The following is a 12146-nucleotide window of genomic DNA, read 5'->3' on the forward strand; positions in this document are numbered from 1 at the left end:
ATAGTATCGTTTTCCTTTTAAATTGAATTTCATTGATGTTTCCCTGAAGTGTCTGTTTTACTTTGATCATAGATGGCTTGGCTTATGCTCGTTTAGAAGAAGCCTGTGTCAGAGACTGGGGTTCCCACCAATGTTGTTAGACCAGTTGATGTGAAGTCCTCAAACACAGACTGCGTTGATTTCCAATTGTTCAGGTTGCTCGCTGGTCGGTCATAGAGATCCTCCTTGATCACATTAAATCGTTCTTCGTCTTTCTGGAAACCTTGGCTGAACGATCCTTTGATTGATGCACCAATCATGTATTGACTTGTCATCCATTGCGATCCAGCAGAGAGAAGTCCAACCCGGTATTGATCGGATCCTTGCGTGTCGAGGAGAATTTCCATCGGCAAATGACTTTTGTTTACACTGTTGTCTGCAACTTTTTCATTCCACTTCGCGAGCTCGTCAGCCTCTGGCTGGCGCTGATAGAGAGTCATGAATGCTTTTCCAATGATTGTGTCTGCATCAAGTGCGTCAAGATCGCCGCCATAATATGCTGAAATAGAACCATAGTACTTGTTATTGATTTTGTCTGCCAGATTTTCGACTGTTTTACCTGTTCCCAACACCTTGGCAGATAATGCTGAAAGCCGCGAAGGCCATATCATTTGGTTGGTGTAAACCTGATTGGCAAGCGCTGTTAAGTTGTTGCGTGCGTAGTAATCGTCTGCTCCAAAGGTTGAATCCATGTCACTATCTGTAATTCCCTGCAGATCATTTTCGTTGACAACGTTTAATTCATCAAGATTAATCGCTACTTGCGCAGAGCTATTGGTGATGACATCGGAATTCGACATCCTGCCAATTGTTCCATTGCCTTGCTCAATGATTAACTGAGAGCCAGCAACAACAGCTCCCTGGCCCATCGCTCCCGAGATAACGGGTGCAACTGACTCAATGCCGTCGCTGAGAGTTTGTGGGCTTGGGGTTGCTGATGAGGGTGCAATATTCATGGCCCCTTTGCCGGTGTTCCGATAGCTTCCATCATCTGCTTCTGCTGCTATTTCATTGCCATGCCCATGACCTTCATGGCCTTCATGGTCGTGATCCATGTGAGAATCGTGTTCAGATATCGGGCTCAGTGACTCAAGTGCTTCATCATCCTCTGGTATGGAGTGAGCAATAAAATGGCCAGCAGCCAGTTGCAAGGTATGAAGGTACGATCCATTGTCATTTTGTGTGGTGACGAGGAGGTTTTCGATGGGCGACTGGGCATAACTATTGAAACCGGCTGTTAAGACAACTTGGCTGATCTCTTCTGTCGATTCATCATTAAGGATCACGTCAGCCAAAATATCATCATTTCCAATTGGATACTTGCCAAAATACCCGCCCTCCTTTTTGCCGGTTTGATATTGCAAACTAAAGACGGAGCCGTCGAGAATTGAAACTCTTAAACCACCATCATTGAGAGCATAAGCAATGGCATAATCATTGAAGTTATCGAGATTAAAATCTCCAACCGTGAAGCTGACTTGCGTCTGCTCAAGATTTTTAACTGGCGCAAACTCATTTTTGATGGTTAGATTTTCCCAGGGATTGATTTCTTGTATCGAATCCCATTGACTTAGATCCTTCGAATCATTCTGCCAGGCAGTGATTCTCATTTTTTTGAGATCAAGATTCGAATCGATAGATGCCTCAGTAAAACCTGCTGTGATCAGATTGCGGTTTCCATCTCCAGTGAAATCCTCTGCATTCAACCAAGGTGCCAATTGCGAATTTTGATAAGGACTGAATTGTCCTGCGACCTTCGTTTTCCCATTGCTTGCTTCACTACCGTCAAGAATCAGAACCTGGCCTATGGCCGATGCATCTTGGCTGGCAAGCAGAATGTCTTGAACAAAGTCCCCGCTGAGGTCACCTGCGGAAGCACGTTCAATGCTTTCCTCAGATGAGAGATTGATCGTATGTTCAAATGCTGCATAATCTTGTGCGCGATAAATTGTGAAATTGCCATCCTTTAAAGATTCGTCTTCGGCAGGGACAAGCCAACTATCTGCTGTATTTTCTACGATGGTCACAACTTGCATCATCCCTGCATCTTCATGTTCCAACAAGTGGCAATGATGCACATAGGTTCCAATATAATCTTGAAATAACATTCTGATTGTTGTATCATTTGCACCCGTTGTGGCTAACTTGCTAACTAAATTTGAGTTTCTTGCAGGCTTAATCTTGTGAAATCCACCACTGTAAGGTTCCTTTTTGACCACTTTACCTTGATCAGCATTATAATAATGATATCCGGAGCTGTTAAGCATCGTCACATCTTCCAGATTCCGTTTGTTGCTTAAACCTGTATCGCTATCTTTGACCTGATAATCGTTGACGTGGATGTGGAAGGGGTGTCCAACAAAATAGCTGTTTGTTCCTGAAAAACCCCAATTCCAATTCCTTAGCCGCCACTCTTCCATCGTTCCCAATTGGGCAATGTTAAGGTTGCCATATGGGAACACGTGGTCGTTAATGAAGTCGGGATTCTCGTAGCCAAGCCATTCAGAAGTATTCTTTAGAAATTTATAACGTCCATATTCACTACCGATTTCAGTCTTAGATTCCCAGTTTGGCCCTAACTGATCCTCCATTGCTCCACGATTAGCTTTATCCCATTGGCTTTTGGGGCCAACCAACATCAAGACGCTGTAATTCATTTCTCGCTTGCGAACAGGAAGCCATTTATCTTCCCCTTTCTTAGTTTGTTCAAACAAATCCACACTTGGAATCGCTTCTATGTCGTAATCTTCTGCTTTTGTTGTTGGTTCAACGATTTGAACCTTCGTATCGTTGTTTGCCTTTTTGATGAATTTGTCTTGCTGTTTGTTCGTGAGTGATTCTCCTGAGCCGTCAACAACGAATTTCCCTAAAGGCCCTTGACCCGAATTTGATTTGTCTTGTCCGACATTGGAGCTGCTCAGGTTTTGGTATTGTGAGGCTTGGAACCGGAGGTTGTTGATTTGATATTCCTTGCCATCTTCTTTATTCTCGAAGTTGTAAACTGATTCGATTTCAATTGTTGTGTCTGGTTGAGCATAGAAAAGAACGTCTGCGCGCTTGCCTGACGACATTGAGATGATATCGTCTGCTTTTGCGTAACCTTTTGCGGGCTTATTATTATCTTCTGGTAGTATCTTATTGTTTTTGTAGGGCTGATCATAGCCAATAACTGTTTGCTCCGCTCGTCTGATTTGCGGGTATTGATGGCCATCTTCGCCGTACATATATAGGGGAACATCAGTGCGTGTGTCATCATCATTGATCTGCACAAGTTTAATGTTGAAGTAATAATTGTTGTCTTGATTTGATAGTGTTAACGATTGCCAGCCAGGCTTGATGGCTTCAGACGGTTGAAATTCCCCGTTAATCGTAAACAGGGTCATCCTGTTCACTGGTTGACCTTGGACATTGACTGTGTCAATCGCTGCTAGTTCTAAATCACCAGACTCTTCATTCACACCAACATCCATCGTTTTCAGGACAGCCAGGTTCCTTGGCGTTGCTTGCAATCCTGGAACTTTTGCCAAGGGATCGCCCACTTGCATGAACCCAGACAATCCTCCGTACAGTTGTGTATTTACGGCAGGGTGGTAATGCGGGTGATACCAGTACGATCCTTGGCCATGGTCTTCAGGGATGGGTATTTCCGTTGTCCAGCTTTGACCTGTGGTGAAACGCGACACCACATTGTCTCCAAATCCAGTGGCATTGACATGGCCACCATGCATGTGGAAATTCGTACTGGTCATGCCGCCTTCCATGGCACCACCATTCAATCCGTAGGACTTATTTCCGATTAGGGATGCCGCTTGCATCTCTTCTGGCGTTAGGCCAGGAATTTGAATGTCGTTTGAAAAGTTTATTTTGAGAGTATCGCCAGGCGGCAACATCAGTACTGGCCCGGGATACGTTGTTTCCTGGCCGTCGATTTTATAGGTGTAAAGAAAACGTGGATACCAGAGATCTGGCGAATCTTGGGCTTTATCGAGATTTGCCTTCAGCGTTTCAATATCGAAAACGGAATTAACGTCGTCTGTATTTGTATAATTTTCCCATATGCTGGATGATTGGTAGTTTTTGTTTTTTCGTATTTGCTTATGAAGTTCCTTTGCTTCTGAGCTTTTGTACTTACCATCTTTATCTTTTCCGTCTTCATTCCATGGTGCTTCGTTTGTATTGGCCTTGTCCCAGCCATAACCTCGATATCCGATGTACTTCAGGTCTTCCAGTGTTCGGTTCAGTGATTGAGTTGAAAAAGTGCTCAGGATTGTTTTACGGTATTGACGGGCGCTTCTGTTTTCGTCTTCGATGTTGAGCTGTGGTACGAGCCAGTTATTGACGAAGCTATTGATATTATTGATTTGAACGGAGTCCGTATTAACGGACAGATTGGTTTCTAAAACTCCTTCATTTTTATTGTTTCCCTGCTTGCGAGTTACAACAAAATGTCCATCCTTGTTTGTGTCCAGCTCGTAGGACGACGACAGGACCAGATTCGGTTCACCATCTCTGTTTTTGGGGTAGAGATTGCCGAGGACGAATCCTTCCATGGAAAGCTATGAATATCCAATTTGATTACTAGCTAGAAATGCTGTAGCCAAATGTTCAATCTATAAAGGAATTGTTTAGTTTTCCTGGCTGTACAGGCGTATGTGCGTGTATTCGTTGATTTGCTTTGGCCTCAATCGGGTTCTCTTCATCTTTTTCAACACATTATTGACTAACGATGGCGCAAGCATTGCCGCTTGTTTTATCCTGGCAGGCTTGTGTTTCGAGGATCGTTAATAGTATTTGATCTCTTTTTGGTTTCGAATTTCAGTTCTTCTCTGCTTTATTTCACTGGATTGTTTTAAGCGCTATGCCATGAACGAACACCTTTGCTGGAATTTCAATTATTTTTAAACTCAGAATCGAGTGGTTTGATTGTTCTTCCTGGTTCTGATCTTGGTGGATGTTGATGTTTGCTCGTCCACGAGCTGTAAACGTTTTATTCCCATTCCAATCCCCATTTGAATTTGTATTGGTCTTGGACGGTTGAGACATTTTGATCTCTGCCCATCCTGGAATCCCATTAAAGGCTCATTTCCAGCATACGTTGGATTGGTTTCAAGGCCCTGAGTCGAATCTCCTCGTCCATTTCAATCGCTGGTTCGAGGGTCTCCAGGCATGCCTGCAGTTTTTCAAGGGTGTTGAGTCGCATGTGCGGGCAGGCATTGCAGCTGCAGCCATCCAGCCCAGGCACATCCAAGAGGGTTTTGTTCGGAACTCGCTGTTTCATCTGGTGAATGATTCCGGGTTCGGTCAACACAATGAATGTGTCGGCGTTGCTGCTCTCGCTGTATCCGAGCAGTTTGCTGGTGGATCCGATGAAATCAGCCAGGTCGAGCAGGTTTTGTTGGCACTCGGGATGGGCGATTACTTCGGCAGCGGGATGTTCCAATTTCATCTGTAGAACAGCCTCTTCGCTGAATGTTTCATGGACGATGCAGCGTCCTGGCCAGAGCGTTAAGTCCCGTCCGCTTTGCCGTTGTACCCACCGTCCGAGGTTCTGGTCTGGTGCGAACAACACAGGGCGGGTTTCAGGGATCTGCCGAACCAGATCCACCGCGTTGCTGCTTGTGCAGATCAGATCACTCTGTGCCTTCACAGCTGCTGTGCAGTTGATGTAACTCACCACCAGATGATCTGGATGCTGGGCGCGAAAGTCAGCGAATTCATCGGCTGGGCAATCGTCTGCAAGGGAACATCCAGCGTCGAGATCCGGCAGCACCACCGTTTTTTCCGGACTGAGGATTTTTGCGGTCTCTGCCATGAAGTGCACCCCGCAGAAGACGATCACGTCCGCATCGGTGCTGGCGGCCTTTCGTGACAGTTCCAGGGAATCGCCGATGAAGTCGGCAATGTCCTGAATTTCAGGTTCCTGGTAGTAGTGCGCCAGGACGATGGCATTGCGTTCCTTTTTCAGCTGTTCGATCGCCGCAACCAGGACGGTGTCAGCGCTCATGGGGACGGGACCGAGGCAGGATGGCTCCAGCCTAGGCATCAGCTCTGTCGCATCTGCGCCTCGCCATCGCCGGCGACCTCCACGGCTCCTGGAGCGATGCTGATGAGCGTCTGCTCGAGCAGCTGCGGCCTGATGCCGTTTTTTTTGTGGGTGATCTCAGCGACGGTGACTTACGACTGACCCGTCGCATCGCCTCCCTGCCCTATCCCTTGGCAGTGATCCTCGGGAATCACGATCGTGGTCGCGATCGCAGTGGCGAGATTCTCCGCCAGCAGCTCACCTTGCTCGGTAACAATCACTGTGCCTGGGGGCGGCGGCAGTGGAGCTCGCCGGCCCTTTCGGTGGTGGGAGCACGGCCCTGCAGTGCCGGTGGTGGCTATCAACTTTCCAAAGCCGTGGAGGCGGTCTACGGACCGGTCACTCTCCAGGAGTCTGCAAGGCGTATCGCTGATGCTGCCAACGCGGCTCCATCCAATCTCCCCCTGGTTGTTCTTGCCCACTGCGGTCCGTCCGGTCTGGGGTCAGACCCCGCCAGTCCCTGTGGCCGCGATTGGAAGACACCGGCCATTGATTGGGGTGATCAGGACCTAGCTCTTGCCTTGGATCTGATGGCGCGACAGCGCCCTGCCGATCTTGTGGTGTTCGGCCACATGCACCACAAACTCAAGCGCAGCAGTGGTTTACGTCAGAGCCTGCTTCAGGATCGCCGGGGTACGGCCTATGTGAATGCCGCTTGTGTGCCACGCCTGGGGGTCGATCAATCGGGTCGATCTCTGATGCATCTGTCTTGGGCTGAGTTTGTCGATGCGCGGCTCACCCACCTCAGTCATCGCTGGTACAGCTCCGATGCGGCTCTGATCCATGAGGAGGTTTTGCCTTTGCAGAACTCCGTCGCATGCTGATTTATGTCTGCAGCAGCAGCCATGGTTTCGGCCATGCAGCGCGAGACGCTGCGGTTCTCCAGGAACTTCATCAGCTTCGTCCCGACTGGAGGCTGGTGTTCAGTTCAAAGCTGCCTGCAGCTGTTCTCAAGCTGTTGATCGGCATCTCATCCGTTGAAATCCGTTCTCTTCAGTGGGATGTGGGCATGGAGCAAGCCGACGCACTGGGCAGTGATCCGGAGGGAACGCTCAAGGCACTTGAGCGTCTTGATCAGGTTCTCCCCGACCAGCTGCAAGACGAAGCCGGCTGGATCAGGGCGCAGGGCGACGAGGTTCTGATCCTTGCCGACATTCCCCCCTCCGCCGCTGACCTTTCAGCGCAGCTGGGCTGTCCGCTGGTTTGGCTGGGCAATTTCGGTTGGGATGCGATCTATGCACCGTTCGGGGGGCGGCTACGAGAGCACGCCGAGAGGGCAGAGCAGGCCTACCGGCGTGCGGACTTTCTCTTGCGTTGTCCATTCGATCTCCCCATGGATTGGGGACTGCCGGAGTTGCCGCTTGGCTTGGTCACCAGCCGAGCTCGCGCTCTACCCCTTCATTTTCTGAAGGAGCTGCAGTGCATCGAGAACCCAATGGTGATGGTTGGTTTCGGAGGGCTGTGTCTGCCTATTGACCCTCGACATTTTGGCTGCTGGCCCGATCACCACTTTCTGATGCCAAGGCCAGTGGAGCAATCAACTCACCTTGCGTTTCAGGGGATCTCCAATCTCACGTTGCTCCCCGATGGCGTGCGGCCTCTGGATCTGATGCCATTGTGCAGCCGGCATCTTGGGAAACCAGGGTTCAGCACGTTCTGCGAAGTGATGGCCGCAGGCGTTGGCCTGCACGTTGTTGAGCGCTTGGATTTCGCTGAAGTCAGTGCACTCATGCAGGGCCTCAAAAACCATGCCAATCACCTGATCCTGTCCCGCTCCGCCTACATACGGGGGGACTGGGGGTTGGACCGGCCGCTCCAGATGGCTGAGCAAGGAGGATTGCCTGCAGATGGCGCTGCACAGGCTGCATCCGCCATTGTGACTTTGGCGGAACGAATCTGATCCCGCTAAATTGTATTCAATGATGCAATTTCTCCCTCAGTGTGATTGATGTTGCGAAATTCAATGGCCTAGTTGATAAAGGTGTTCGATTGGTTGACTGGCATATTTACCCATTCCTTCAGCAGTTCTGTTCGACAGAGTCTCCGAAGGAAAATTCATTGCTTTAAAGCGATGAAGCGTCATCCGCTTCTGACGCCTTCCTTGCAAATGTCCTCTGAATGCTCCTTATGGCTCTCCAGGTAACGATCGGTCGAATCTCTCTCGTTGCGACCGTCTTTTCTGGACTTCTGCCCATCAACCTTGCGATCCAACCAGCGCAGGCAAGCATTCTTCCTCCAGCATCCCGAGCTCAATTGCTGAGCCCGCCCGATGCCGCTCCCTCGCGAGCCCTCCCCTACATCATCACTCCCGAGCGCCGGGCGATGCTTAACACCATCCGTTTCGCTGAGGGCACCTGGCGAGGCGGCCTCGATGTGGGATATCGCGTCATGTTCGGTGGTGGCCTGATGCCGAACATGAATCGCCACCCCGATCGAGTGATTTACAGCTCTCGCTACGCCAGTGCGGCAGCTGGGGCCTACCAATTCATGCCGTTCACTTGGAATCTGGTGCAACGCAGCATTGGTGTGGTGGGATTTGGGCCTGCGGCCCAGGATCAGGGTGCTCTTTTTCTGATCGAGCGTCGCAAAGCTCTTCCTCTGACTGATGCTGGAAGTCTCACCCCCATCCTGACTGCCAAACTCGCTCCGGAGTGGGCTTCGTTTCCAACCTTGGCGGGTCGCAGCTACTACGGCCAGCCGGTCAAGAAATACGCCCGGCTTAAATCGTTTTACAACGTCAATCTCCTGGAGCTCCGACGCCTCAGGGATGAGAAAAGGGCTGCGTTGGCCAATTTGAAAGCTGAGCCTGAGGTCTGCACAGGCTCACGAATTGAATGCGCGACTCAACTCTGATCAGCATCCGCATTCAGGCGACGACCGACTGTCGCCTGGGCGATGAGGTAGGCAAGAACTGCACCCCCAAGAAATCCGAGGCTGTTTCTGAGTAGTGGTAAAACGTCCGATGTCCTGGTGATCACGGGCGCGATACCGAACACCCCGAACAGCATCACCCAGAGCGGAGAAAGCAACAGCAACCACGACCAAGCGATGGTCTGATCCTCCTTTCTTGGATACCCAGCAAATCCCGCAATCACACCACCAAGAACCGACGTGGTCAACGTCCAAAGCCATTGCTCCAAAGGCAAGCCGGGAACAACCTGACAACCTCCACGTTCAAGGCAGATTTCAACCGCGTTGAGTGCGTCAAGAATGGCCCCGTCTTCACCATGGTCCTTGACGTAATACTGATTTCCAAAACGGGTCTGTAACTCGACCCAATAGGTCCGAGGCATCAGGGCGAAAAAAGCATCTCCGACGTTGAAATTCAGCAGGTTTCCGCCCCGAGGGTCGGCGACCAGAAGCAGGCTGCGTTCATCGAGACCCCAAAACTCACGCAGAGCGAGACCTGGTGTGCGTTCGTACTGGGTCAGCACCCGTAATTTCCAGCCTGTGTTTTCCTCAAACTGGTCGAGAGTCTGTTCCAGGCCATCCCGCTGCGTATCGCTGAACGCGCGAGCCAGGTCGATCACCGGCGTCGGATGGTCGGGCAGAAGGTCGGGATTGTCATAGGCATGCGCTGGAGAAGCAATGCCGACACCAATCATCAGAATGAGCAGTCCGGTCCACAGCCTTCGGAATCGATGTGTTGCCATGGACCTGCTGCAGTGAAAGGCATTCTCACCAATGGAACCGAAGGTTGCGGCCTGTCCAGCCTGGTTGGCCCATCATCTGCAACAGGCAGGGGGGGTCGTGACCTTCCGGCAATTCATGGACTGGGTCCTCAACGACCCGGACCACGGTTATTACGGGTCTGGTAAAGCCTGCATTGGGCCTCAAGGAGATTTCGTCACCTCTCCTTCGCTTGGCTCAGATTTTGCGGCCTTGCTCGCCAGGCAACTTGCCGACTGGATCGGTGTCCTTCAGGCCAGGTCAGGCGAAGCGGGGCGTTTATCGATTGTTGATGTCGGCCCTGGAGAGGGGCACTTGGCCGCGGATCTGATTGTCGCTCTCGCGGCCCTGATCCCTGATCTCGGTGACGTGATCGAGCTGATCCTTGTGGAGAGGAACCCTGGGATGATGCGGCGCCAGCAACAGCGTCTTGCTTGCGTTCAGGACATTCCGATCCGCTGGTGCAGTCTGGAAGAGCTCCATGATGCGCCGATCCGTGGCGTGATCCTCGCCCATGAGCTCCTGGATGCTCTTCCGGTTGATCGGCTGATTCTCCGGCAACAGCAGTTGTGGTTGCAAGGAGTCGCGTTGGACGCCAATGGGGTCCTGAAGCAGCTTGCCTTGCCTCTTTCAGATGCGCAGCAGCAAAGCATTGAGCTGTTCCAACAGGACCTTGGCGTTCCCCTTCCTCCGGATAATGCTGAGGATGGCTGGACCAGTGAATGGCATGTTTCGCTGGAACCCTGGCTTGCTCAGGCTGGTGCGGCCCTCGAGCAGGGAGTCCTGCTGGTGATTGATTACGCCCTCGAGGCCAGGCGGTATTACACCCGTCAGCGCGCTGAGGGAACACTGCTGGCGTACTCCGCTCAGCAGGGCTCAAAGGATTGGCTCCACACACCAGGGCAACAGGATCTGACAGCTCATCTCTGCATCGAATCACTGACGGCTGCAGCGGTACGCATGGGGTGGACCGCCATCTCAAGCTGCCGTCAAGGGGAAGCCCTGCTGGCACTGGGTCTTGCTGAGAGATTGCATTCTCTTCAATCGTTGGATCCCAGCCAGCTGGCTACGGCGTTTCAACGGCGCGAGGCCCTGTTGCGATTGGTTGATCCGGCGGGGCTTGGCGAGTTCCGTTGGTTGCTTTACGGGAAAGAGATTGAGATTGACTTGTTCAAACTTTCAGAGCCTCGAGGGTGCGGCTGATCTCCTCCAGCGTGATGTCATCGCGGATTTCAACGGCTCCGATCGTTTTGGGCATCACAAACCGCAAGCGGCCATCCCGCACTTTCTTATCTCCCTGGAGGCACTGAAGAACGGCATCCGGTTCCAGGGATGGCCATCTTGTCGGTAATTGCATCCGTTTGATCAACTGCTGCTGCCGTTCCGCTTCGGCCCGGCTCCAGCTGCCGCGTTGCACAGCCAATTCTCCGACGGCGACCATGCCGATTGCCACGGCTTCGCCATGCAGCCAGGTGCCGTAACCGCAGAGGGTTTCCACCACATGCCCAAAGGTATGGCCGTAGTTGAGAATCGCCCTTAAACCACCTTCCTTCTCATCGGCGGCGACCACAGCGGCTTTCGCAGCAGCTGAACGTTCCAGGATTGTTTCGAGGCGATCCCGTCCCAGTCCTTCGGGATGGTCTGGATGGGGGCACTGTTCCAGCAGTTCAAACAGCTCCGGATCCCCAAGGACTCCGTACTTCACGACTTCTGCCAGTCCAGCTCGGAACTCCCGGATCGGCAGCGTGGCGAGGGTCGCCGGATCAATCAGCACCAATCTTGGTTGATGAAATGCGCCGATCAGGTTCTTCCCGCCAGGATGGTTGACGCCAGTTTTGCCTCCGATCGAGGCATCCACCATCGCTAGAAGTGTTGTGGGGACCTGAATCACGCCGATCCCCCGCAACCAAGTCGCGGCTGCAAAGCCAGTCATGTCACCAACGACACCACCGCCCAGGGCCAGCATCAACGAGCTGCGTTCCAATTTCTGAGCAAAGGCAGCGTCGTGGATTTGGGCAACCGTGGCGAGGGTTTTCTGATCCTCGCCCGCCTCGATCAGCAGCAACTCAACATCGAAACCAGCCTTTTGAAGAGCGTTCAAACATGCTTCTCCGTAGGGACCGGCGACGTCTGGATTGCTCACTAACAGAATCTTTCGCCCAGATTGAATCCCGATGCGGAGCAGTGCATCACCGAGCGTTTCAAGGGAACCATCGCCAATGATCACCTCGTAGGGATCCTGCTCCAGGGCGACCGCGATCTGGCGATGCTGCAGATTCGGAGCGATGGCCATGGGTAGGAAGACAATCGTCACAGCCCACTTTGCCGTTCAGACAGCCGTTGGAGCGGATAAGGT

The 12146-nt window shown here is 51.8% G+C and carries 8 protein-coding genes; 4 read left to right on the plus strand and 4 right to left on the minus strand.

Going from position 1 to position 12146, the window contains the following annotated elements; genetic code table 11:
- Positions 1–92: 92 nt before the first annotated feature.
- Together SIB64_RS09260 and nadA are read right to left on the minus strand one after the other, a co-directional pair.
- On the minus strand, positions 93–4589 hold the full coding sequence (locus tag SIB64_RS09260; RefSeq protein ID WP_413439952.1) for a multicopper oxidase domain-containing protein: 4497 nt from the start codon (positions 4587–4589) through the stop codon (positions 93–95).
- A 521-nt stretch (positions 4590–5110) separates the two neighbouring features.
- Positions 5111–6043, minus strand: a complete 933-nt coding sequence (gene nadA / locus SIB64_RS09265; protein ID WP_413442960.1) for a quinolinate synthase NadA — start codon at positions 6041–6043, stop codon at positions 5111–5113.
- Between the two features lie 53 nt (positions 6044–6096).
- Between nadA and SIB64_RS09270 the strand changes: the two genes are divergently transcribed.
- From SIB64_RS09270 to SIB64_RS09280, 3 genes are all read left to right on the plus strand, one after another.
- Positions 6097–6945: a TIGR04168 family protein gene (locus tag SIB64_RS09270; RefSeq protein WP_413442961.1), complete on the plus strand. Its 849-nt coding sequence runs from the start codon at positions 6097–6099 to the stop codon at positions 6943–6945.
- Entirely contained in the window at positions 6939–8021 is a 1083-nt protein-coding gene (locus SIB64_RS09275) for a hypothetical protein (RefSeq protein ID WP_413439953.1), read from the plus strand. Before SIB64_RS09270 ends, SIB64_RS09275 begins: the two co-directional genes overlap by 7 nt.
- Positions 8022–8248: 227 nt before the next feature.
- Positions 8249–8974: an endolysin gene (locus SIB64_RS09280; protein ID WP_413442962.1), complete on the plus strand. Its 726-nt coding sequence runs from the start codon at positions 8249–8251 to the stop codon at positions 8972–8974.
- Here the strand turns inward: SIB64_RS09280 and SIB64_RS09285 are convergent.
- Positions 8965–9774 carry a TPM domain-containing protein gene (locus tag SIB64_RS09285; protein WP_413439954.1) on the minus strand — a complete coding sequence of 270 codons (810 nt, stop codon included), beginning with the start codon at positions 9772–9774 and terminating at the stop codon, positions 8965–8967. The genes SIB64_RS09280 and SIB64_RS09285 overlap by 10 nt on opposite strands.
- A 31-nt stretch (positions 9775–9805) precedes the next feature.
- Between SIB64_RS09285 and SIB64_RS09290 the strand changes: the two genes are divergently transcribed.
- Positions 9806–10993 carry a class I SAM-dependent methyltransferase gene (locus SIB64_RS09290; protein ID WP_413439955.1) on the plus strand — a complete coding sequence of 396 codons (1188 nt, stop codon included), beginning with the start codon at positions 9806–9808 and terminating at the stop codon, positions 10991–10993.
- Here SIB64_RS09290 and aroB read toward each other — a convergent pair.
- Positions 10962–12083, minus strand: coding sequence for a 3-dehydroquinate synthase (gene aroB / locus SIB64_RS09295; protein WP_413442963.1), 1122 nt, complete (start codon positions 12081–12083; stop codon positions 10962–10964). The genes SIB64_RS09290 and aroB overlap by 32 nt on opposite strands.
- Between the last annotated feature and the right edge of the window lie 63 nt (positions 12084–12146).

This window comes from Synechococcus sp. MIT S1220 (genome assembly GCF_047303025.1).
GTDB lineage: Bacteria > Cyanobacteriota > Cyanobacteriia > PCC-6307 > Cyanobiaceae > Parasynechococcus.